Genomic DNA, 22885 nt, shown 5'->3' with positions numbered 1-22885 from the left:
GGCACTGAGCGAACGGATACGGTGGCTCAATGACCGAGACGACGCGCACGCCGCGCAAGCCGCGCGGGGAGTACGCCAAGAGCGAGGCGACCCGACAGGCGATCCTCGACGCCGCGCTGGAGGTGTTCGCCGAGTCCGGCTTCCGAGCCGGTTCTCTCCGCGAGATCGCCCAGCGCGTCGGCATGAGCGAGGCGGGGCTCCTGCACCATTTCCCGCGAAAGAGCGCCCTGCTGCTCGCGGTGCTCGACCACCGCGACGATGCGGCGCGAGCCGTGGTCGACTTCGACCTCACCGACGGCGCCGCCACCCTCCAGGGCCTCGTGGAGCTCGCCGAGATCAACGCCTCGATGCCGGGCGTCGTCGAGCTCTTCTGCACCCTCTCCGCCGAGGCGACGTCTCCCACGCACCCCGCGCACGAGTACTTCCAGAACCGGTACATCTACGTCCGCACCCGGCTCACGGATGCCTTCGAGCGTCTTCGGGTGGCCGGGCGCCTCGTCGAGGGGGTCGATCCCGCCCGTGCGGCCGTCGCGACGACCGCGCTCATGGACGGCCTGCAGGTGCAGTGGCTCCTCGACCCCTCCTCGACCGACATGGCCCACGACCTCGCTGCCCACTTCCGGCTGCTGGTCCGCGGTTTCGACCTGCAGGCCCTCGAGGACGTCCTCGACCTGCAGGCGGGCGACCCCCGATGATCCGCGAGCCCTTCCTCGAGGGATGGACGGTCGGTCCGAAGCGCGGTGCCTTCGAAGCACAGGATGCCGCGACCCTGACGCACGTCACGCTTCCGCACGACGCCCTCCGCGATCTGCCGCGCTCGCCCGACAGTCCGCAGGGGGTGACGTCCGGCTACTACCCGGGCGGGGTCTTCGAGTACGTCCGCGAGTTCGAGGTCCCGGAGTCGTGGCGCGACAAGACCGTCGTTCTCGAGTTCGAGGGCGTCTACCGCGACGCCGTCGTCTTCGTGAACGGTGAGCGCGCGGCCCACGAGGGCAGCGGCTACGCGGCCTTCACGGTCGAGGCCGACGCGTTCCTCCGCTTCGGCGAGACGAACCGTGTCAGCGTCGAGGCCCGCGTGCACAAGGACTCCCGCTGGTACACCGGGGCCGGCATCCATCGTCCCGTGCACCTCGTCGTGGCCGATCCCGTGCACCTGCCGCTCGACGGCACGCGCGTGACGACGCCCGACATCGACGACGAGCGGGCGATCGTCGCCGTCGCCACGAGCGTGCGCAACACGACCCGCCACACGCGGACGACGCGCGTGACGTGGGAGGTGCGAGGCCCCGCGGGGCGCTCGGTCGCGACGGGGTCCTCGCCGGTCACCGTCCTGCCGGGGGAGGACGCGGTCGCCCGCGCCCGCCTGACCGTCGAGCGCCCGCAGCTCTGGAGCATCGACACCCCGGCGCTCTACGAGCTGCACACCGCGCTCGCCGACGAGGCCGACGCGGCGCCCCTCGACACGGATCGCACGGTGTTCGGCATCCGGTCGCTCCAGCTCGACCCCGCGCACGGTCTCCGCATCAACGGCGAGAGCGTGACGCTGCGGGGCGCCTGCGTGCACCACGACAACGGCCCCCTCGGTGCCGTCTCGATCGCGGCCGCCGAGGACCGCCGCGTGCGGCTGCTGAAAGAGGCGGGGTTCACCGCCATCCGCAGCTCGCACAATCCGGCCGGCCGCGCGCTGCTCGATGCCTGCGACCGCCACGGCATGGTCGTGATGGACGAGCTCGGCGACGTGTGGACGCGCGCCAAGACGGCGTTCGACCACTCCGTTCGGTTCGCCGACGACTGGCGGGCCGACGTCGAGGCCCTCGTGGCCAAGGACGCGAACCACCCGAGCGTGATCATGTACTCGATCGGCAACGAGATCCTTGAGGTCGCGAGTCCCCACGGCGCGGCGTGGAGCCGTCGCCTCGCCGAGGCCGTGCGCGCTCTCGACGACACCCGCTTCGTCACGAACGGCATCAACGGGATCATCGCGAACCTCGAGCGCATCGCCGAGGCGCGCGCCGAGCTCGCGGCATCCGACCCCAACACGCTCATGGCCGGCCTCGGGGCGCAGATGGCCGCGATGAACGCCTCGGAGCTCGTCACCGGCACGATCGAGGAGTCCGCGGCGGTGCTCGACGTCGTGGGCTTCAACTACGCCGACTCGCGGTACGCCCTCGACGCGGAGCTGTTCCCGAATCGCGTGATCGTCGGGTCCGAGACCTTCCCCGAGCGCATCGGCGCCCTGTGGCCGCTCGTCTCGTCGCTCCCGCACGTGATCGGCGACTTCACCTGGACCGGGTGGGATTACCTCGGCGAAGCCGGGATCGGACGGGTCGATCACGTCGATGCCGTCTCGGACGCCCCGACCGACACGGCCGGTCCCTACCCGTACCTGTTCGCGGAGTCCGGAGACCTGGATGCCACGGGCCACCGCCGCACGGTCTCGTTCTTCCGCGAGATCGTCTACGGTCTGCGCACCGAGCCGTTCCTCGCCGTGCACCGCCCGCAGCACTACGGCCGCGCGACGGCGGTGACCCCGTGGTCGTGGGACGACACCGTGGCGAGCTGGACGTGGGACGTCCCCGCGGGCTCGCCCGTCGTGGTCGACGTCTACGCGGACGCGGACGAGGTCGAGCTGCAGCGCGACGGTGTGACGGTCGGTGTCGCCCCGGTCGGAGAGGCGCGCGAATACACGGCGCGCTTCGACACGGTCTACGTGCCGGGCGAGCTCACCGCGATCGCGCGCCGCGACGGCGTCGAGGTGGGTCGCACGACGCTCCGCTCGACCGTCGGCGACCCCACGCTCGTCGCGCGGGCCGAGGCCCCCGTCATCGGGGCCGGTCTCGACGACCTCGCCTTCGTGCGGATCGCCCTCGAAGACGCGGCCGGCGTCGTGCCCTGCGACCGCGACGTCGTGGTCAGCGTCAGCGTCGATGGCCCCGGCGTGCTCGCGGGGCTTGGCACGGGCCGGGCGCGCACCGAGGAGCCGTTGTCGGCGGCCTCGGTGACGACCTACGACGGCCGCGCTCTCGCGATCGTGCGCCCCACCGGGGTCGGGGATGTCACGGTGCGGGTCACGGCGCCGGGGTACCCCGAGGCGCGGGCGACGGTGCGCGCGGGCTCCTAGCGCCCCTCTCTCCGCCTCCCCAGCGCCACCGTCGACACCAGCCCCAGCGTCAGGAAGCCCGCGGCCGTGAACGCCGCGGCCCGCGTCCCGTCGCTGAACGCCGCGCGCGCGTCCGCCGCGATGTCCTGGGTCGCGGGGGACTGACCGAGGCCCGCGATCGCCGCGCCAGCGCTGTCGACCACCTGCGAGACGACCTGGTCGCGCTGGGCGGCGGGGAGGCCGCGACCGTCGAGCGAGCCCGCGAGCACGCCCGCGGTGGTCGAGAACAGGACAGTGCCGAGGATCGCGACGCCGAGGGCCGCGCCGAGCTGCCGCGAGGTCGACTGCGTGCCCGATGCCTGACCGCTCGCCGCGGGCGGGACGTCGGCGAGGACCACGCCGGTGAGCTGCGCGGTGGCGAGCCCGACACCGAGACCGTAGACGAAGAGGAAGGGGATGAGCGGTCCCCAGGTGGCATCCGGTCCGATCGTCAGGGCGACGCCGGCGACGCCCACGATCTCGGCGAGCAGGCCGCCGCGCACCACCCACACCGGGGCGACCTTGCCGCTGAGGGCTCCCGCGACCCCGCTCGCGACGAACGAGCCGATCGCGAGCGAGAGGAGGAGGAGCCCCGTCTGCAGGGCGTCGAAGCCGACGACGAACTGCAGCCACAGCGGCAGCGCGAGGATGATGCCGAACTCGCCGAGCGACACCACCGCCGCCGCGATGTTGCCGTTGCGGAACGACCCGATGCGGAACAGGTCGAACGCCAGCAGGGTCGACAGGCCCCGCCGCTGGCGCCCGACGCCCCACGCGATGAAGGCCACCAGGGCGATCGCCGCGACCGCAAAAGCGATCGGGACGGGCGAGAGCTCGAGGGGCCAGGCCCACGAACCGATCGTCGGGACGGTGTCGACCGTCCACCAGCCGTACGTGCGCCCCTCGATGAGAGCGAACACGAGCGGGGCCATCGTGAGCACCGAGAGCAGGGCGCCGACGCCGTCGATCGCCGCGCGCTGCTCGCTGCGCGACTCGGCGACCGTCAGCAGCACACCGATCAGGATCAGGATGCCGAGCGGGATGTTGATGCCGAACGCCCACCGCCACGACAAGGCGGTCGTCAGCCACCCGCCGAGCAGGGGCCCGACGGCCGCCATACCGCCGATCGTCGAGCCCCACACGGCGAAGGCGATCCCGCGTTCCTTCCCGCGGAAGGTCGCGTTGATCAGCGACAGGGTGGTCGGCAGGATCATCGACCCGCCGACGCCCTGCACGAGTCGGGCCGCGATGAGGGCTCCGCCGGTGGGGGCGAGGGATGCCGCGATCGAGGCGAGGGCGAACACGACGACGCCGATGAGCATGAGGCGTCGTCGGCCGAACCGGTCGGCGAGGCTGCCGAAGACGAGAAGGAACGAGGCGAACACGAGGGTGTAGGCCTCTTGGACCCACTGCACCTCGGTCGACGAGATCCCGAGATCCTCGACGATCGAGGGGACGGCCACGTTGACGATCGTCGAGTCGACGATGATCAGCGAGACGGCGATGCTGATGAAGACGAGCCCCGCCCAGCGGCGCCCGGCCATGCGTTCGTTCATGTAGCTAGCTTATCTAGCTACATTGGGTGGCGGCTATCCCTTGACCGGAAGGCTCAGGGGTGATGCGAGGCGGGGCGATGCACCCCGGGTCGGGGCGCGCGCTCGCCGGTGGCGAGAGGGATCGGCGTCGTTCCCGCCACCTCGTCGCTGAAGTCCTCGGGCTCCGGGGAGACGACCGCCAGGGGCCGCGTCTCGTCGAGAGTGAGGCGGAAGCGCTTGCTCTCGTGCCGGTGCACGCGTCCCGACGACAGCGTCCACGCGACGCCGATCCCGCACGCGACGATCGCGGCGACGGCGGCGAGGCCGATGGCCACGCGCGGGCCGAACTCGCTCGCGACCCAGCCCACGATCGGCGCGCCCACGGGTGTGCCGCCGAGCAGGATCGCCATGTACAGAGCGAGCACCCGTCCGCGCAGTGCGGGATCGGTCGTGGTCTGGACGTAGCCGTTCGCGGTGGTCAGCGTCGTCACCACGCAGAAGCCTGTGAGCACGAGCGTCGCGGCATAGGCGCCGTAGCTCGGCGCGAGAACGGACAGAGTGGATGCCACCGCGAACCCGCCCGCGCCGAGGATCACGACGCGCATCCGAGCGCGCTCGCGACGCGCGGCGAGCAGGGCGCCGGCGAGCGAACCGATCGCGACGAACGAGCTCAGCAGGCCGAAGCCGTCGGCGCCGCGGCCGAACTCCAGCGCCATGGTCGACGCGAAGATCGGGAAGTTCATGCCGAACGCCCCGAGCAGGAACACCATCGAGAATGTCACGACGAGGTCGGGGCGCCTCGCCACGTAGCGGAACCCGTCCGCGAGCCGCGCGGGACCGCCGCGGCGGTGGTGGACCACCAGCTCCTGGGGCCGCATGATCAGCAGGGCCGCGAGCATGGCGAGGAAAGTCACGGCGTTGACGAGGAACACCCAGCCGGTGCCCACGACCACGATCATGACGCCGGCCACCGCGGGGCCGATGAGTCGTGCGGTGTTGAACGACGCCGCGTTCAGCGCCACGGCGTTCGAGGCGTTCTCCTTCTCGACGAGGTCGGAGACGAAGGTCTGCCGCGCCGGGTTGTCGAAGGCGGTGACCACGCCGAGCGCGAGAGCGAAGCCGTACATCAGGGGGAGCGTCATCACGCCGGTGAGGATCAGGATGCCGAGGCTCAGAGCCAGCGCAAGCAGCGCCGACTGCGTGCACATGATGAGCTTGCGCCGGTCGAAGCGGTCGGCGACCCATCCCGTGACGCTCACGAGCAGGAGGGGAGGGGCGAACTGCAGGGCCATGGTGACGCCCATCGCCGCCGCGTCGTTGTCCGTCAGCTGCGTCAGCACGACCCAGTTCTGCGCCGTCGCCTGCATCCACGCGCCGATGTTCGACACCAGGGCGCCGATGAACCAGACGCGGTAGTTGAAGACCGAGAAGGATCGGAACATCGCGCTCATCTCTCCGCCACCTTCCTCATGATCTCGGCCGCCGCGGCCAGGGTCTGCCGCTCCGCCGGGGTGAGCCCGTCGAGGGCCTCTTCGAGCCAGGCGTCGCGCCGCCGGACCGTCTCGTCGACGACGGTGCGTCCGGCATCCGTCAGGGCGATCGTGACCTTGCGCCGATCGTCTTCGTGCGGGGTGCGCGTGACGTATCCCGCGTCCTCGAGGAGTGACACCGTGCGATTCATCGAGGGTGCCGTGACGCGCTCGCGCTCGGCGAGCTGGCCGAGAGTGTGCTCGCCGTGGATCGTGAGGGCCGCGAGTACCGCGAACTGTCCGTCGCTCATGGAGTCGACCGCGCGCTGCGCGCGGAGCCGTCGCGCCAGGCGGAACGTCGCCATGCGGAGCTCGGATGCCACCGAGGTGAGGGTCGTGTCCGGACCTGGATCGTTCGCGCGCATACCGTCTCCTCTATTCGTTAGCATAGCTCATTAGTTTTGCTAAATAAACCGAGGTCGCCGGGTTGACCCTAGGATCGGCGCATGCCTGAGTTCGTCGACGCATACGGCATCACGATCGTCTACGACGTGTACGAGGCAGAGGATCCCCGCGCCGTCGTGCAGCTGCTGCACGGCGTCGGCGAGCATGCCGGTCGCTACGCGGCGCTCATCGAGGCGCTCGTCGCCGACGGCTACACCGTGTACGCCGACGACCACCGCGGGCACGGACGCACGGGCCTTCGACAGTGGGACGGCGATCACGCGAAGCTCGGGCGCCTCGGTCCCGGCGGCCTCGGCGCCGCTCGCGACGCGGTCTGGACGCTCACGCAGGTCATCCGCGAGCGTCACCCCGAACTCCCGCTCGTGCTCCTCGGGCACTCGTGGGGCTCGTTCCTCGCGCAGATGCTGCTCGATCGGCATCCGGATGCCTTCGACGCGGTCGTCCTGAGCGGTTCCGCCCTGCGGTGGCCCGGGGCTCTCAACCCCGGCGATCTGAACGGCCCGTGGAAGAAGCTCGGCGGTTCGGGCATGCAGTGGCTCTCGAGCGACGAGCAGGTCGGTCGCGACTTCGTGGCCGATCCGCTGACCACCTCGGTGCCGCTGGCGAAGCTGTTCGGTCCCATCGAGGCCGCGAAGCTCTTCGGTCGCCCGCGCCGCAACCTCGAGCGCGATGTCCCCGTGCTGCTGATGGTCGGACGTGACGACACGGTCGGCGGCCCGCGCAGCGTGCACCTGCTGGCCGACGCGTATCGCTCGCGATCCGGCCTGACCGACGTCACGGTGCTCGTGTACCCCGGCGCCCGGCACGAGATCTTCGCCGAGGTGCAGCAGGCCGAGGTGCGCGCCGACCTCCTCGCCTGGCTCGACGCCCGCCTCCCCGCGGCGTAAGCCGCGGCGCGGTCTCCTCGCGCGGCCGAGGCCCCTCGCACGGCCGAGGCCTCTCGCGCGGCCGAGGTCCCTGAGCTCGTCGAAGGGCGGGTCGACTTCGCCGATGTGCGCAAACAGGAAGAAACAGAATCAAACGACAATAAACACGCCGTGACCTAAGCGTTACCTCCTCGAATTGACCAGCGCCGCGGAAGCCGCGAAGCTGGGGCGGTCCGATTCGGAGAAATCCGCATCCCCCGGGCCTTTCGGTCCCTCAATGCCGAGGAAAGTGCACACGGACGTGACAACGACACTCAAACAAAAACAAACAAAAGCAAACAGATCGAATCCGCTCCAAGGATCGCGTCGCACGGCCGGAACCCGTCCCGAGCGCCTCAGCAGCGGCATGTTCGCGCTGCTCCTCGTCGTGCCCGGCATGGCTCTCATGGCCGTGGTCGTGGCGTATCCGCTGATCTCGGCGCTCGTCACGGCGTTCTTCCGCCAGAGCCTCGTCCTCCCCGGCCGGGAGTTCGTCGGATTCCAGAACATCGTCGACGTGCTCGAGGGCGACTTCCTCCGCCTCCTGTGGCAGACGCTCGTCTTCACCCTCGGCACGACGATCGCCCCCTTCATCGTCGGCTTCGCGCTCGCGCTCGCCCTGAACACCCAGATCCGCGGCTCGAAGGTCATGCGCGGCCTGATGCTCATCCCGTGGCTCGTCCCGGGCGTCGTCGTCTCGTTCCTCTGGATGTGGATCTTCAACGCCAACTACGGCGTGATGAACGCGATCCTCGAACCGCTCGGTGTCGCTCCGCAGGCGTGGCTCGCCCAGCCCGGCACAGCGATGTTCGCCGTCATCGTCGCCAAGACATGGCAGTCCTTCCCTTGGATGATGGTCATGCTCCTCGCCGGCCTGCAGACGGTTCCGCGCGAACTGCACGAGGCCGCCGAGATGGACGGCGCGGGCACGGTCCGCCGGTTCTTCTCGATCACTGTTCCGCAGATCGGCGGGATCATCGGGCTCGTCCTGCTGCTCGAGTTCATCTGGAACTTCCAGCACTTCGACATCATCTACGTCCTCACCGGCGGTGGCCCCGCCGGCTCCACCGAGACGTTCGCCACGGCGGTGTACGAGACGGCCTTCCACGGCTTCGACCTCGGTCACGCCGGTGCCCTGGGCCTGCTGTGGATGGTCCTGCTCATGGCGCTCGTCGTCGTCTACGTCCGATTCTCCGAGAGGGGCGAGAAGCGATGACCAGCACCGCACTGCCCACCGTCACCCCGACCCCCGACGCGCCACCCGTGGTGCCCCCGACTCCGCGCCGGCGCCGACGGCAGCTGGCATCCGGTCTCCGCTCGGACCGTCCCGGCGTCCGTCTCGCCGCGTGGGCCGCCGTCATCGTGTGCGGAGGCTTCGCCCTGCTGCCGGTGTACTGGCTCCTCGCGACGTCGCTCACCCCTCGCGACCAGGTCTTCTCGTACCCGCCGAAGATCTTCCCGACCGAGATCACGTTCGACGCCTACGCGGGTCTCGTGGCGAACCCGCAGCTGTTCACCTACCTGCAGAACAGCATCATCGTGTCGGTCATCACGGCCGTACTCTCGGTCATCGTCTCGGCCTACATGGGGTACTCGTTCTCGAAGTTCCGGTACCGCGGACGGCGCCAGCTGATGTACTTCGTGCTCGCGTCGCAGATGTTCCCGCAGGCCCTTCTGCTCGTGACGCTCTACAGCGTTTTCAGCGCCTACGGGCTGCTGAACACCTACACCGCCCTCGTGCTCTCGTTCACGACCTTCACCCTGCCGCTGTGCGTCTGGATGCTGAAGGGGTTCTTCGACACGATCCCCGACGAGCTCATCGAGGCGGCGCGCGTCGACGGTGCCTCGCGCCTGCGCACGATCCACTCGATCGTCCTGCCGCTGGCCGCTCCCGGTCTCGTCGCCGCGGGCCTCTTCGCCTTCGTGCGCGGCTGGAACGACTTCATCTTCGCCCTCACGCTCGCCGGCCCCGACAAGCAGACGCTCCCGCCGGGACTCGTCAACACCTACGTCGGCGAGGCGGCGACCGCGTGGCCCGAGCTCATGGCGGCCTCGCTCGTCGTGTCGCTGCCCGTGGCCATCGCCTTCATGCTGCTCCAGCGCTACCTCGTCAGCGGCATGACCGCGGGCGCGGTCAAGGGCTGACCGGCTCCCACTCACTCTTCGCTCACACCGTCGCGCTCGCACCGTCAAGCTCGCACCGTCAAGGAGGACACCCATGTCAGCTTCATCCCTGCCCAATCCCCTCATCAGCCGCCGTCGCGCGCTGCAGCTCTTCGGCATCGGCGCCGGAGCCGCGGTCCTCGCGGGCTGCGTACCCAGCGGCACCGCCGGCCCCGCGGCCGGTGCCGCGGGTCTCGACGGAGGTGATCCGACCGACTTCTCGTTCGCGTCGTGGTCGCTCACCGAGGAGTCCGCCAAGCCGGCCCTCGAGGGGACGTTGACGAGCTACGAGAAGGCGAAGGGCGTCGCCATCAAGCGCACCGCCTTCCCGTACAACGAGTACATCAACCAGCTCATGCTGCAGGTGACCGGCGGGCAGTTCACGGGCGCCGCGCACGTCGACGTCGCGTGGCTCGGGAGCCTCGCGGCCACCGGCAAGCTCCAGGACCTTTCGTCGCTGGCATCCGGTCGCGGGTACACCTCGTCGGCGTTGCAGGCCGCGACCTTCGACGGCACGCAGTATGCCCTGCCGTGGACGATCGGCGCGATCGGCCTCATCGCCAACTCCGAGACGCTCGGCAAGGCGGGCCTGTCGGCCGACGCGTTCCCGACCACGGTCGACGAGTTCGAGAAAGCTCTGGTCTCCCTCAAGGGTCTCGGCGGCGGGCTCATCCCCTACGCCGCCTCGACCAAGGCCGCGCAGCTCAAGGACATCCTCATCTGGATGCAGACCTTCGGCAGCCCGCTCGTCGACGGCGACACGATCACGATCGGCGACGACGCGAGCGTCGAGGCCGTGACCTGGTACAAGGGCCTCTACGACCAGGGCCTCATCGCCGCCGATGTCGACCGCTTCGACGCCCGCAGCCTGTTCGCGCAGGGCCGCGCCGCGATGTACGACGACGCCCCCGTGGGCCGCGGCGCGGTGACCAAGGAGTCGCCCGACGCGAACCTCGCGGCGAAGCTCGCTCCGGTCTCGCGACCGGTCCTGAAGGCCGGCGACACCCCGCGCGCCCTCGTGTGGGGCGGCGCGATCGCCGTCGTCAACGGGGCGGGCGCGCCGACGGCGGGGGACTTCGCGCAGTACGCCACGAGCGACCTCGACGCGATCCTCGCCGATTACAAGCTGCGGGGGCTCCCGCCGGCAACGACCGAGGCGCTCGCGTCGAGCGAGGTCTCGTCCGACACGTTCGGTGCGGCGTTCAGCGAGCGCATCACCGCGACCGCGAGCTCGAACCCCCTGTGGAAGTTCACCGCCTACTCGCAGATCGAGTCGGCGATCGCCGATCAGGTGCAGGCCGTCCTGGTCGGGTCCGCCTCGCCGAAGGATGCCATGAAGAAGGCCGGCGAGGCCGCACAGAAGCTGGTCGGTTGAGGGGAGCGCGGTCGGCTCGCCCCTGAGCCGACCGCGCCCCGCTCGCCCCCGCACATCGGGACGGACCCCCGGACGTCCGCAGGAAGGACTCACGCGACATGCGTACACACACAGCCGACTTCGACCTCGTCGTCGTCGGCGGGGGACTCTCCGGAGTCTCCGCCGCCATCGCCGCCGCGCGCCTCGGTCGCCGCGTCGCCCTCATCAACAACCGCCCGGTGCTCGGCGGCAACTCGTCTTCGGAGGTGCGCGTCTGGGTGTGCGGCGCGACCGCCCACGGCAACCAGCGCTGGGCCCGCGAGAACGGCATCATCGGCGAGCTCTACCTCGAGAACCAGTACCGCAACCCCGACGGCAACCCCGTGCACTGGGACGACGTCGTGCTCGACGCCGTGCGGGCCGAGCCGAACATCACGCTGCTGCTGAACACCGACGTGCGCGACGTCGTCGCAGGCGGTCCCGAGGGCTCCCGTCACATCGAGTCGGTGACCGGCTGGACGATGGGGGCCGAGACCGAGACGGTGTTCCGGGCGCCGCTGTTCCTCGACGGCACCGGCGACGGACTGATCGGACACCTCGCCGGCGCGCGCGCCCGCCTCGGCAAGGAGGCGCGCGACGAGTTCGACGAGGACTGGGCGCCCGAGGAGGCGGAGCGCACGTTCCTCGGTTCGACGCTCCTCTTCTACACGAAGGACGTCGGCCACCCCGTCCGCTTCGTCGCGCCCGACTCCGCCAAGTCGATCCTCGACACCCCGATCCCGTCGTCGCGCATCATCCGCAGCGGCGACAGCGGGGCGCACTACTGGTGGATCGAGTGGGGTGGCGAGCTCGACATCGTCCACGACAACGAGCGCATCCGCGACGAGCTGCGCTCGGTGATCCTCGGAATCTGGGACCACATCAAGAATTCGGGCGAGTTCGACGCCGAGACCCTCGATCTCGAGTGGATCGGCAACGTGCCCGGTAAGCGCGAGTACCGCCGCCTCGTCGGCGACTACACGCTGCACCAGCGCGATGTGCTCGAGCAGACGCGCTTCGACGACGGCGTCGCCTTCGGCGGCTGGTCGATCGACCTGCACCCGACCGAGGGGATGTACTCCACCGGGGCCGGCGCGGTGCAGCGTTTCTCGAACGGCGTCTTCGAGATCCCGTACCGCTCCCTCTACTCCGCCGATGTCGACAACCTGCTCATGGCCGGCCGCGACGTCTCGGCCACTCACATCGCCTTCGGAGCGGCTCGCGTGATGGCGACGTGCGCCGCGATGGGGGAGGCGGCCGGCACCGCGGCCGCGCTCGCGCTAGCCCACGGCACCTCGCCGCGCGGGGTGTACGAGAGCCATCGCGCCGAGCTGCGTCAGCTGCTTCTCCGGCAGGACGCTCCGCTCATCGGCGTGGCCGACGCCGACCCGTCCGACCTCGCGCTCGCCGCGCGGGTCTCGGCGTCCGGTGTGCGCGAGGGCCTCGGCCCGCAAGAGTCGGCGCCGCGCGAGCCGTATCCCCTCACGCACGACATTGGGATCGTCGTGCCGGTGCACCCGCACCTCGACGGCATCGACCTCCTGGTCGCGAGCGAGACCGACACCGAGCTCGAGGTCGAGGTGTTCTCGACCGGTCTCGCGCAGAACGTCGTCCCCGAGCACGTCGAGCACCGTGTCTCGGTCCCCGTCTCCGCGGGGGAGGCCCGCTGGGTGACCGCCCCCGTGAGCTGGCAGCCCGAGGTTCCCGCGAACGCCGTGATCGTGGTTCGCGCGCAGCCCGGCGTGACGCTGTTCACGACGGATGATCTGCCCCCCGGCATCCTGACCCTGGTCCACACCTCGGATGCCGACGACCAGAACGTGCACGTCAGCCTCGACGAACTGCTGGTGCAATGGCCGACGAAGCCCCTGCGCGGTCGCTCGATCGTGTTCCGTTCGACGGCTCCGTCCGAGGCGCTCGCCCCCGAGCGCGCGGTGGGCGGGTATCAGCGCCCCTTCGGCGGTCCGAACCTCTGGGCGTCGCGGCCGTTGTCGGAAGGGCCGGCGTGGATCCGGCTCGACTGGGATGAGCCCGTGCGCCCGCGGGAGATCGTGCTCGTCCTCGACGACGATCCCGATGTCGAGCTGAACACGCTGCACCACCACCGCGACCCGCACCTCGTGATGCCCTCGCTCGCGCGCGACTACCGCGTCGAGGTGCAGTCCGTCGAGGGCGACTGGCGCACGGTGGCCGAGGTCGCCGACAACCGCCGGCGCCGACGGGCGCACCCCGTCGCTCCCGAGATCGGCGCGGTGACCGCGGCGCGCGTGACGGTCACGGCGACCAATGGATCCCCCGAGGCGCGCGTCGTCGCCTTCCGCGTCCAGGAGTGAGATGCCCCGCGATACCGTATCCCCCAGAGTCGATCGGCCGACCAGGCGCGCGAGGAGTTCACCGATGACCGATTCCCCCTCGACGGTGCGGCGGGTGTCCCCTCTCAGCCGACGCGAGCGCACCGGGATCGTGGCACTCGCGGTGCCCAACCTCGAAGAGCCCTACTTCGCCGAGCTGACGACGCTCCTGGCGCGCGGAGCGGAAGCGCGGGGGCTGTCGATCCTCATCCAGCAGACCGAGGGCGACCACCAGCGCGAGATCGACATCGCCAACGGTGTCGGCCTTCCCGCGACCGACGGTCTCATCCACATCCCGCGTTCGCTCACCGTCGGAGACCTCACGCGCCGCACCTCGCCGGGGCCGCTTGTGCTCCTCGGCGAGCACATCGCCGTGAGCCCGTTCACGCACATCTCGATCGACAACCGGCGCACGGCCGACCTCGCGACCTCGCACCTGGCATCCGTCGGATGCCGTCGGGTCGCCTTCATCGGTCCGCGCCTCTCCCGACCCTCGGATGCCGCCGACCAGCGCTTCACCGGGTACCGCGACGCCGTCGCCCGCCTGGGTATCGCCGAGGACGCGGCGCTGATCGTCGCCGTCGACGCGTTCACTGCCGAGGAGGGCGCGGCGGCGCTCCGCAGGCTGCACGCGAGCGGGACCCCGTTCGACGGAATCGTGTGCTCCAACGACTCCGTCGCCTTCGGCGTGCTCGCCGAGCTGCACGCGGTGGGACTCACCGTCCCGGCGGACGTCGCGGTGATCGGCATCGACAACGTGCACGCCGCGAGCTACTCGGTACCGGCGCTCACCTCGGTCGCGCCAGACGACCAGGGCATCGTCGAGGCGGCTTTCACCGAGCTCGAGCGGCAGATGGCCGCCCCTCCGGGCGCGGACGTCCCCGTGCGGCACATCGTGGTGGATGCCACGGTGATCGCCCGCGCGAGCACGGCCCGGTGAGGTGTCGACCCGGCGCCGTCCCCCATCGCGCGGGGCGGCGCTCCTTACTCGTCGGCGAACGCGAGCGGCGCGACCCACAGTTCGGCGACGTGCGAGCGGAGCACCTCCGCGTCGTCGTCCGCGATGCCCGCGTCGGTGACCACGAGGTCGACCTCGTTCAGGTCGACGATGGTCGTGAGCCCCACCGCGCCCCACTTCGAGTGATCGGCGAGCACGACAGCGCGACCTCCGGCCGCGACGAGCGCGCGGTTCGTCTCGGCCTCGAGGAGGTTCGAGGTGGTCAGACCCGCCGTCGGCTCCATTCCGCGGACACCGAGGAAGACGACATCGCAGTGCAGGTGCTCGAGGGATGCCACGGCGACCGGGCCGACGAGAGCGTCGGCGGGCGTGCGGACGCCGCCGGTCAGCACGACCGTCTGCGTGTACGGTTCGTCGGCACGGTCCGGACGCGCGAAGACGTCGGCGACGGGCAGCGAGTTGGTGACGATCGTGAGATCGGCGATGCCCCGCAGCTCGCGGGCGAGCGCCCACGTCGTCGATCCGCCACTGAGCCCCACGGCCATGCCCGGTTCGACCAGCGATGCCGCGTGGCGGGCGATCGCGGCCTTCTCTGCGCCGTTGCGGCGCGACTGCGCGGTCAGGTCTCGTGCCGGAGCGTCGCCGGGGCGCGGGTGACGCGCGCCACCGCGCACCTTGTCGACATGACCGTCGGCCGCGAGCACGTCGAGGTCGCGGCGGATCGTCATCTCGCTCACGCCGAGAGCGGCGGCGAGGTCCGGCACGGCCGCGGCTCCATGACGGCGCACCTCCGCCAGCAGGCGGGATCGGCGTTCGGCGGCGAGCACGATCGCTCCTCTCGGTCGGGCCTCCAGTCTTCCACGGCAGTCCGCTCGTGACGGGCGCGACGATCGAACCGGGCGACGGCGACTACGGCTTCGACCTCGCGGCTCTGCGGGCCGTGCCGCCGGTGCCGCCACCGCCCGGCTTCGCCGAGCGGTGGCGCTCGTGGCACGACGAGGCGCTCGCAATCGACCCCGACCCTCGCGTGCGCCCGCTCGGACGCCGCGAGGGACGCGAACTCTTCGCGGTGGAGCACGTCGTGTCGGGCGGCCTGCGTCTCGGCGGCTGGTTCGCCACCGCGGTGGACGGGCATCCCACCCGCGTCGGGATCGTGCACAGCCACGGCTACGGCGGGCGCGAGGAGCCGGAGTTCGACCGTGTCCCCGACGACGCGGCGGTCTTCTTCGCCCTCGCACGGGGGCAGGGGCGCCTGAACGCCGGAATCGGCGCGCCCACCCCCGCCGAGGGGCATGTGCTGCACGGCATCCGTTCGATCGACGACTACGTGCTCGGCCGGTGCGCGGTCGACCTGTGGCACGCGGGCTCCGCGCTGCGCGCGCTCGCCGGCGACCTGCCCCTGTACCTCGTCGGCGAGAGCTTCGGGGGAGGGATCGGTGCGCTTGCGCTGCCCTGGGATGAGCGGCTCGTCGGGGCGACGCTGATCGTGCCGAGCTTCGGGCAGTACGACCTCCGGCTGCGGATGCCGTGCGACGGCAGCGGCGAGCGGGTGCGGCGATACGTCGCGAAGCACCCGTCCGCGCGCGAGGTGCTCCGCTTCTTCGACGCGTCGACCGCTGCGGGTTTCGCGCGCGTGCCGGTGCGGGTCGAGGCGGCGCTGCGCGACCGGCACGTCCCCCCGCCCGGGCAGTTCGCCGTCGCGAACGCGATCGCCGCGGCCTCCGGAGCGGAGCTCGAGCTCGCCGTCCTCCCGTACGGGCACCGCGAGTACGACGGCCTCGCCGAGGTGCGCGCCGCCGCGTTCGCCGCGACCCGTGACCACATCTCCCGTTCTCTCGACCGCTGAGGAGCCCCATGCCGCAGTTCGATCTCCCGCTCGACCAGCTCGAGACCTTCCGTCCGCCGCGCGACGAGCCCGCCGACTTCGACCGCTTCTGGGCCGACACCCTGGCCGAGGCGCGCGGGCAAGGCTGGGAGCCGCGGTTCCGCTCTGTTCCGGCCGCGGAGAGCGGGGTCGGCGGCGTCGAGGTCGACGACGTGGAGTTCGCGGGCTTCGGCGGCCACCCCGTGCGCGCGTGGCTGCTCCGGCCCCGCGGGGCGAGCGGTCCGCTTCCCTGCGTCGTGCAGTACATCGGGTACAACTCCGGTCGCGGCCTCGCGCACCAGCACACGCTGCTGCCGAGCGCGGGTCTCGCCGTCCTCGTGATGGACACGCGCGGACAGACCAGCGGCGCCCTCCCCGGCGCGACCCCCGACCCGGTCGGGAGCGCCCCGCACCCCTCCGGTCGGCTGACGGACGGCCTCGACGACCCCGCGCACTCGTACTACCGCCGCGTGTTCTGCGACGCGGTCCGCGCCGTCGACGCCGTGCGCGAGCATCCCGCGATCGACCCTGACCGCATCGCGGTGTGGGGTGGCAGCCAGGGCGGCGGCATCGCGCTCGCCGCGGCGGCGCTCGCCGAGGGGCTCGTCGCCGCCGCGATCGATTTCCCGTTCCTCAGCGCGATCCGTCGCGCGGTCGCCCTCACCGACGCGGCTCCGTACAGCGAGCTCGTCACCTACCTGCAGACGCGACGCGGCGACGAGGACGCGGTCTTCCGCGTGCTGTCGTACATCGACGGGGTGAACTTCGCCGCCCGTTCGAGCGTTCCCGCGCTCTTCTCGGTCGGACTTCGGGATGCCGTGTGCCCGCCGTCCACGGTCTTCGCCGCGTACAACCACTACGCGGGGGAGAAGAGCATCCGCGTGTACCCCTACAACGGCCACGAGGGCGGCGGACCGCACCACCAGCTCATCGCCCTCCGGGAGCTCTCGCGCCGCCTGGCGTAGTTCCCGCCCGGCTTGTCGAAGGGACCGGTGGCAGCGCCGTATCCCGTGACGTGCGCCGAATGCTCGCCCGAGCACGCGCCCCGCGTGCATATGCCGCAAGTCACTGTGAGCGTGGCCCGGGCTCGGGCCGCCTCGCGCGCGGCGGAGACCCCTTCGCGCGCGGCCCGAGCTCGCGTCAGCCCGCGCCCGCGTCAGCCGGCGGCCTCCGTCGCGCGCCCCGCGACCGTCCGCAGCGCGCGGAGGACGCTCCGCACCGACGCGTACGCCAGGGCATCGGGCCGCGCGAGCGCGTCGACGTGCCGCACCAGCGCCACGTCCGCGAGCGGACGCAGCACGAGTCCGTCCACGGCCGGCGGCAGCCCGGTCGTGCGCGGCAGCACCGCGATCGCCGCGCCCGCACGCACGACCTCGGCGGTGACCGAGAACTCGTTGATGCGGTGGGCGATGTCGAGCGGGCGACCGAGGTGCGCCGCGAGGTGATCGAGCACCCCGGCGAGCGGGAACCCCGGATGCACCGACACCCACCGTTCGTCGGCGAGGTCGCGCGCCGTGATCCGGTCCCGCGCGGCGAGCGTGTGCGCCGCGGGCAGGGCGATGTCGAGCGGCTCCGTCAGCAGCGGTGTCGAGACCACGCGATCGGCGGGCCAGGGCGCGTCGTGCGAGAGCCGGTGCGCGATCACGAGGTCGTTGTCGGCGGTGAGCCCGGGGAAGTCGCTGTGCGCGACATCGGCGTCGGACAGGTGCAGGGGAGGGATGCCGTCGAGCTCGCGCAACAGCGCACCGAACAGCGCGAGTCCCGCACTGTGGAAGGCCGACACCCGCACGGGCCGGTCGTCGCTGTCGAGGAACGCCCCGACCGCTTCTCGCGCCGCGGTCAACGCCTCGTCGACGCGCGTCCCCGCCGCCGCGAGAGCCTCGCCCGCCGCCGTCAGCGTCAGCACGCGCCCGCGCCGGACGGTCAGCGGGACGGGAACGCGCGCCTGCAGGTGCGCGAGCTGCTGCGACACCGCCGACGCCGAGATGTGCAGGGCCGCGGCGACGGCTGCCACGCTGCCGCGGTCGCCGAGCTCTCGGAGCAGGCGGAGGTGGGTGGCATCCATAAGTCCGAACTTACGGGACGATGAAGCAAGTGCCCATTGTTCTTCCGGGTTTTGGAGGCGACGGTGGATGCGTGACCCGCCGCCCTCCCGAGATCCTCGTCGACGTCCTCCTCATCGCCGTCGCCGCGGTGTGGGGCGCGAGCTTCCTCGCCGCCAAAGAGCTCACCGACGAGGTGGGCGTCGCCCCTGCCGTCGCGCTACGCTTCCTCGTCGCCGCGACCGCGCTCGGGGTCATCTGCCTCGCACGGAGGGAACGGATGCCACGCGGCCGCGGCCTCGCGATCGCGGCGCTCCTCGGGTGCTCGCAAGCCGCGGTGATCGGCCTCGAGACGTGGGGCGTGCACCTCACCTCGGCCACCAACGCGGGGCTGCTCATCAGCCTCGCGCTGATCTTCACCCCGCTTCTGGAGAGCGTGGCCGCGCGTTCGTGGCTGCCGCGGTCGTACTTCGTCGCCGCGATCGCCGCCGTCGTGGGGGTCGCGCTGTTGGTGTCGGGCGCGGGATTCCGTCTCCCGACGGCGGGCGACGCCCTCGTGATCGCGGCCGCGGTGGTGCGTGCGGTCCACGTCACGGCGAGCGCGCGGCTCACGCGGGGCCGCGACGACAGCACCCTCGCGGTGGTCTTCGTACAGCTCGTCGTGTGCGCGCTGACGTCGTCGGCGGTGGCCGGCGTCGACCTTCCCCTCGCGGTCGGTCGGCTCACGGCATCCGGATGGTTCGACGTGCTGTTCCTCGGCCTCATGTGCTCGGTCTTCGCGTTCGTCGTGCAGCTGTGGGCCGTGCGTCGGACGTCGGCGACCCGCGCCAGCATCCTCATGGGCACCGAGCCCGTGTGGGCGCTCGCCGTGGGGGTGGTGATCGGCGGCGAGGCCCTCGGTCTGCCCGGTTTCGCCGGCGGAGCGCTCATCATCGCGGCGTCGTACGCCGGTCAGGCGATCGAGCGGCGGCACCGCGCCGCGACCGCTCCCGCTCCGGTCGAGAGGGTCGCCGAGACTGCACGCAGCTGACATCTCCACTGCACGCTGCAGGGGAGATGTCAGCTCGACGCAGTCTCGGCGGCGGACGGCGGCAACCCAGGCGCCTCCAGACCCGCCGCGGCCGCCGCGCCCCCGCCGTAGGCTGGACGTATGCACGGCGAGTACAAGGTCCCCGGGGGAAAGCTGGTCGTCGTCGACCTCGAAGAGCGCGAGGGTCGCATCCACGGCTTCCACCTCGCGGGCGACTTCTTCCTCGAGCCCGACGACGCCCTCGACGACATCGACGCCGCCGTCAACGGTCTGCCGATCGAGTCCGACGTCCCCACGATCGCCGCGGCGATCCGCGCGGCGCTGCCCGAGGGAGCACAGCTGCTCGGGTTCACGCCCGAGTCGGTCGCGACCGCGATCCGCCGCGCGCTGGTGACCGCTCCCGGTTGGGCCGATTTCGAGTGGGAGGTCGTGCACGACGGTCCCGTCTCCCCGCGCATGAACCTCGCCCTCGACGAGGTGCTCACCAGCCGCGTCGGTGCGGGGCTGCGCAAGCCCACGCTGCGCCTGTGGGAGTGGAACGAGAACGCCGTCGTCATCGGCTCCTTCCAGTCGCTGCGCAACGAGGTCGATCCCGAGGGCGCCGAGAAGCACGGCTTCGACGTGGTGCGCCGCATCTCGGGCGGTGGGGCGATGCTCATGGCCGCGAACTCGATCGTGACGTACTCGCTGTACGTCCCGGCATCCCTCGTCGCCGGCATGACCTTCGCCGACTCGTACGCCTTCCTCGACGACTGGGTGCTCCAGGCGTTGCGCTCTCTCGGCATCGACGCGGTGTACCAGCCGCTCAACGACATCGCCGGGCCCCACGGCAAGATCGGCGGGGCCGCGCAGAAGCGCCTCGCCAACGGCGGCGTGCTGCACCACGCGACGCTCAGCTACGACATGGACGGACAGGTGCTCACCGAGGTGCTGCGCATCGGCCGCGAGAAGCTCAGCGACAAGGGCACCGTCTCGGCCGCCAAGCGCGTCGACCCGCTGCGCAGCCAGACCGGCCTCCCGCGCGACCAGGTCATCGACCGCTTCATCCAGACGTTCACGACGCTGTACGGCGCGACCGAGGGGCACATCACCGACGAGGAGTACGCCGAGGCCGAGGCGCTGGTCGAGACGAAGTTCGCCACCGACGCGTGGCTGCAGCGCGTCCCGTGAGCACCGAGGTCCTCCCCGACGCCCCCGAACCCGGCCGCGTCGAGATCCACCACGCCGACAACCTCACCGTCACCCCGGCCTACGCCGACGGTTCGTTCGCGCTCGTCTACCTCGATCCGCCGTTCAACACGGGGCGGACCCGCTCGAAGGCCGTCGAGTCGGCGACGTGGACGCCCGCTGCCGATGAGTCGGAGGGCGCCTCGACCCCGGATGCCGAGCAGCCCGAGGACACGGCATCCGTCGACGATCCGAACATGCTGACGTTCCCCGAGGAGGAGCCGCCTCCCGCCCCCGTCGTGCAGCGCGGCTTCCACGGGCGGGAGTACGCGCGCCTGCGCGGAGACCTGCGCACCTACGACGACCGCTTCGACGATTACTGGGGCTTCCTTGAACCGCGGCTCATCGAGGCGTGGCGCCTGCTCGCCGACGACGGCACGCTCTACCTGCACCTCGATTACCGCGAGGTGCACTACGCCAAGGTCATGTGCGACGCGCTGTTCGGGCGCGACCACTTCATCAACGAGCTGATCTGGGCGTACGACTACGGCGCGAAGACCAAGCGCCGCTGGCCCACGAAGCACGAGACGATCCTCGTGTACGTGAAGGATCCGGCGAAGTACTTCTTCGATTCGGATGCCGTGGACCGCGAGCCGTACATGGCCCCGGGCCTCGTGACGGCCGAGAAGGCCGCGCGCGGCAAGATGCCCACCGACGTGTGGTGGCACACGATCGTCCCGACCACGGGACGTGAGAAGACCGGCTACCCGACGCAGAAGCCCGAGGGCGTGCTGCGCCGCATGGTGCAGGCCTCGAGCCGCCCCGGTGACCGGGTGCTCGACATGTTCGCCGGCAGCGGCACGCTGGGCGCCGTCGCCGCGCCGCTCGGCCGGCACTCCGTGCTGATCGATGACAACGCCGACGCCGTGGCCGTGATGCACAAGCGTCTGGAGCCGTTCGCGGACTGAGTGGGCGGGCCGGTCGCCACCGGTGCGGGTCGTCGTGCGGGGCCGGCGCTGCGCCGCGGGGCGTGCCGTCGTGCGGAGTCGGCGCCGCGCGGTGGGGTGTGCCGTTATGCGGAGTCGGGGGTGGACACGCCGTGGGCGGTGCCGCTGTGGCGGCGTGTCGCCGGGGAACTCCGCACGACGGGTCGGGGTTACGCCCGGCGGGGTCGTGCCGTTATGCGGAGTCGGGGGAGGACGCGCCGCTCAGGGCGCGGCTCGAGCGGCGTGTCGCCCGGCGACTCCGCGTGACGGGTCGCGGTTGCTCGGTCCCGGCGCGGAACGTCGATCGGATGCCGGACCGGAAGTGAACGGCGGACGGGCGGGCGGTCCGCGAAGTTAGGCTTACCTAATGACGTACGTGTTCGACCCCGAGATCCAGCGAGCCGTGCTCGCCCACATGAACGACGACCACCGCGACGACAACGTGCTCATCGCCCGCGCGTTCGGTCCGGTGACGCCCGTCGGGTCGGCGCGCATGACCGGGTTCGACGGCGACGGGGGTGAATGGGTCGTCACCGATGAGGGCGGCGCCGTCACCGAGGTGCGCGTGCCGTGGCCGGGCGGGTCGATCGCCGAGCGCCGGGAGGTGCGCCGCGAGATCGTCGCACTCTACGACGAGGCGTGCCGGCGGCTCGGGGTCGAGCCGCGACCACACTGAGAAAGAAGGTTAGGCTCGCCTAACCTTCTCGGTATGATGGCGCCATGAGTGCTGTCATCCCGTTCTCCGTCGCCCTGCGCGAGCGCTCGCGCACTGCCCATTCCTCGAGCGAGGGCGCCGACTTCATGACGAACCTCATGAAGGGGTCGGGCACGCGCGACGACTACGTCGCACTCGTCGTGCAGCACTGGTTCATTTACGAGGCGCTCGAAGAGGCCACCGAGCGCATGCGCGTCGACCCCGTGGCATCCGTATTCCTCAGTGACAAGCTCACGCGCCTTCCCGCTCTCGAGGCCGACCTGGAGTTCCTCATCGGAGCCGACTGGCGCGAGCGCATCACCCCGCTGCCGACGACGCAGGCGTACGTCTCGCGGATCCGCCGCGTCGCGGCGACCTGGCCGGGTGGCTTCGTCGCCCACCACTACACCCGTTACCTCGGCGACCTGTCGGGCGGGCAGTTCATCGGCCGACTGATGCAGCGGCATTTCGGCTTCGACACGAACGGCATCGGCTTCTACCTGTTCGGCGACATCGCCGACCCCGACGCGTTCAAGAACGTGTACCGCGAGCAGTTGGATGCCGCTCCCTGGGACGACGACGAGAAGGAGCGCGTCATCGAGGAGGTGCTGGTGGCCTACCGGTTCAACACCGAGCTGTTCGTCGACCTCGCGCGCGCGAAGGCGGCTCAGTCGGCCTGAGTCTCTCCCGGCGTCGCGGACGCAGTGACCGGATGCCACGGGCT

General features: G+C 71.2%; 20 protein-coding genes. 15 read left to right on the top strand and 5 right to left on the bottom strand.

The genetic code is table 11. From position 1 onward, the window contains the following. Positions 1 to 29: 29 nt before the first annotated feature. Positions 30 to 695, top strand: a complete 666-nt coding sequence (locus tag ACMW4R_RS00720) for a TetR/AcrR family transcriptional regulator (protein ID WP_418298854.1) — start codon at positions 30 to 32, stop codon at positions 693 to 695. Then, positions 692 to 3121 carry a glycoside hydrolase family 2 TIM barrel-domain containing protein gene (locus tag ACMW4R_RS00715; RefSeq protein WP_418298853.1) on the top strand — a complete coding sequence of 810 codons (2430 nt, stop codon included), beginning with the start codon at positions 692 to 694 and terminating at the stop codon, positions 3119 to 3121. Before ACMW4R_RS00720 ends, ACMW4R_RS00715 begins: the two co-directional genes overlap by 4 nt. Here the strand turns inward: ACMW4R_RS00715 and ACMW4R_RS00710 are convergent. The 3 genes from ACMW4R_RS00710 to ACMW4R_RS00700 are packed head-to-tail and all read right to left on the bottom strand — an operon-like array spanning position 3118 to position 6568. Beyond that, on the bottom strand, positions 3118 to 4695 hold the full coding sequence (locus ACMW4R_RS00710; protein WP_418298852.1) for a DHA2 family efflux MFS transporter permease subunit: 1578 nt from the start codon (positions 4693 to 4695) through the stop codon (positions 3118 to 3120). The two genes, ACMW4R_RS00715 and ACMW4R_RS00710, sit on opposite strands and share 4 nt — an antisense overlap. Before the next feature lie 53 nt (positions 4696 to 4748). Beyond that, positions 4749 to 6125: an MFS transporter gene (locus ACMW4R_RS00705; protein WP_418298851.1), complete on the bottom strand. Its 1377-nt coding sequence runs from the start codon at positions 6123 to 6125 to the stop codon at positions 4749 to 4751. After that, positions 6122 to 6568 carry a MarR family winged helix-turn-helix transcriptional regulator gene (locus ACMW4R_RS00700; RefSeq protein ID WP_418298850.1) on the bottom strand — a complete coding sequence of 149 codons (447 nt, stop codon included), beginning with the start codon at positions 6566 to 6568 and terminating at the stop codon, positions 6122 to 6124. Before ACMW4R_RS00700 ends, ACMW4R_RS00705 begins: the two co-directional genes overlap by 4 nt. An 81-nt stretch (positions 6569 to 6649) precedes the next feature. Here ACMW4R_RS00700 and ACMW4R_RS00695 point away from each other — a divergent pair, with 81 nt between their 5' ends. From ACMW4R_RS00695 to ACMW4R_RS00670, 6 genes are all read left to right on the top strand, one after another. Further along, positions 6650 to 7495, top strand: a complete 846-nt coding sequence (locus tag ACMW4R_RS00695) for an alpha/beta fold hydrolase (RefSeq protein ID WP_418298849.1) — start codon at positions 6650 to 6652, stop codon at positions 7493 to 7495. Positions 7496 to 7880: 385 nt separating this feature from the next. Continuing rightward, a complete protein-coding gene (locus ACMW4R_RS00690) occupies positions 7881 to 8729 on the top strand; it encodes a carbohydrate ABC transporter permease (RefSeq protein WP_418298848.1) in 849 nt (282 codons plus the stop codon). After that, positions 8726 to 9658, top strand: coding sequence for a carbohydrate ABC transporter permease (locus ACMW4R_RS00685; RefSeq protein WP_058597647.1), 933 nt, complete (start codon positions 8726 to 8728; stop codon positions 9656 to 9658). Before ACMW4R_RS00690 ends, ACMW4R_RS00685 begins: the two co-directional genes overlap by 4 nt. 73 nt (positions 9659 to 9731) lie before the next feature. Next, the gene (locus ACMW4R_RS00680) at positions 9732 to 11051 is read left to right on the top strand and encodes a sugar ABC transporter substrate-binding protein (RefSeq protein WP_058597648.1); all 1320 of its coding nucleotides are present in this window, start codon (positions 9732 to 9734) and stop codon (positions 11049 to 11051) included. A 98-nt stretch (positions 11052 to 11149) separates the two neighbouring features. Beyond that, positions 11150 to 13402, top strand: coding sequence for an FAD-dependent oxidoreductase (locus ACMW4R_RS00675; protein WP_418298847.1), 2253 nt, complete (start codon positions 11150 to 11152; stop codon positions 13400 to 13402). Positions 13403 to 13466: 64 nt separating this feature from the next. Continuing rightward, positions 13467 to 14360: a LacI family DNA-binding transcriptional regulator gene (locus ACMW4R_RS00670; RefSeq protein WP_058597651.1), complete on the top strand. Its 894-nt coding sequence runs from the start codon at positions 13467 to 13469 to the stop codon at positions 14358 to 14360. 44 nt (positions 14361 to 14404) lie between these two features. Here the strand turns inward: ACMW4R_RS00670 and ACMW4R_RS00665 are convergent, their stop codons facing one another. After that, a complete protein-coding gene (locus tag ACMW4R_RS00665) occupies positions 14405 to 15205 on the bottom strand; it encodes a DeoR/GlpR family DNA-binding transcription regulator (protein WP_418298846.1) in 801 nt (266 codons plus the stop codon). A gap of 47 nt (positions 15206 to 15252) precedes the next feature. On the opposite strand from ACMW4R_RS00665, the gene ACMW4R_RS00660 reads away from it, so the two are divergent. Together ACMW4R_RS00660 and ACMW4R_RS00655 are read left to right on the top strand one after the other, a co-directional pair. Continuing rightward, positions 15253 to 16224, top strand: coding sequence for an acetylxylan esterase (locus tag ACMW4R_RS00660; protein ID WP_418298845.1), 972 nt, complete (start codon positions 15253 to 15255; stop codon positions 16222 to 16224). A gap of 8 nt (positions 16225 to 16232) precedes the next feature. Continuing rightward, positions 16233 to 17207, top strand: a complete 975-nt coding sequence (locus tag ACMW4R_RS00655; RefSeq protein ID WP_418298844.1) for an acetylxylan esterase — start codon at positions 16233 to 16235, stop codon at positions 17205 to 17207. A gap of 191 nt (positions 17208 to 17398) precedes the next feature. Here ACMW4R_RS00655 and ACMW4R_RS00650 read toward each other — a convergent pair whose 3' ends face one another. Continuing rightward, positions 17399 to 18307 carry a LysR family transcriptional regulator gene (locus ACMW4R_RS00650; protein WP_418298843.1) on the bottom strand — a complete coding sequence of 303 codons (909 nt, stop codon included), beginning with the start codon at positions 18305 to 18307 and terminating at the stop codon, positions 17399 to 17401. 71 nt (positions 18308 to 18378) lie between these two features. On the opposite strand from ACMW4R_RS00650, the gene ACMW4R_RS00645 reads away from it, so the two are divergent. The 5 genes from ACMW4R_RS00645 to ACMW4R_RS00625 all read left to right on the top strand — a co-directional run bounded on the left by ACMW4R_RS00645 (position 18379) and on the right by ACMW4R_RS00625 (position 22841). Continuing rightward, complete coding sequence (locus tag ACMW4R_RS00645) at positions 18379 to 19314, top strand: DMT family transporter (protein ID WP_418298842.1); 936 nt, start codon at positions 18379 to 18381, stop codon at positions 19312 to 19314. Between the two features lie 120 nt (positions 19315 to 19434). After that, positions 19435 to 20484 carry a lipoate--protein ligase family protein gene (locus ACMW4R_RS00640; RefSeq protein ID WP_418298841.1) on the top strand — a complete coding sequence of 350 codons (1050 nt, stop codon included), beginning with the start codon at positions 19435 to 19437 and terminating at the stop codon, positions 20482 to 20484. Then, the gene (locus ACMW4R_RS00635) at positions 20481 to 21449 is read left to right on the top strand and encodes a DNA-methyltransferase (RefSeq protein ID WP_418298840.1); all 969 of its coding nucleotides are present in this window, start codon (positions 20481 to 20483) and stop codon (positions 21447 to 21449) included. Before ACMW4R_RS00640 ends, ACMW4R_RS00635 begins: the two co-directional genes overlap by 4 nt. A 385-nt stretch (positions 21450 to 21834) precedes the next feature. Further along, positions 21835 to 22143, top strand: a complete 309-nt coding sequence (locus ACMW4R_RS00630) for a DUF2470 domain-containing protein (RefSeq protein WP_418298839.1) — start codon at positions 21835 to 21837, stop codon at positions 22141 to 22143. Positions 22144 to 22187: 44 nt separating this feature from the next. Continuing rightward, complete coding sequence (locus ACMW4R_RS00625; RefSeq protein WP_058597659.1) at positions 22188 to 22841, top strand: heme oxygenase (biliverdin-producing); 654 nt, start codon at positions 22188 to 22190, stop codon at positions 22839 to 22841. The last annotated feature ends 44 nt before the right edge of the window (positions 22842 to 22885 follow it).

This window comes from Microbacterium sp. S1037 (assembly GCF_048381605.1).
Classification (GTDB): domain Bacteria; phylum Actinomycetota; class Actinomycetes; order Actinomycetales; family Microbacteriaceae; genus Microbacterium; species Microbacterium testaceum_B.
Note: the sequence above shows the minus strand (reverse complement) of the source record. Positions and strands in the feature narration are given on the sequence as shown.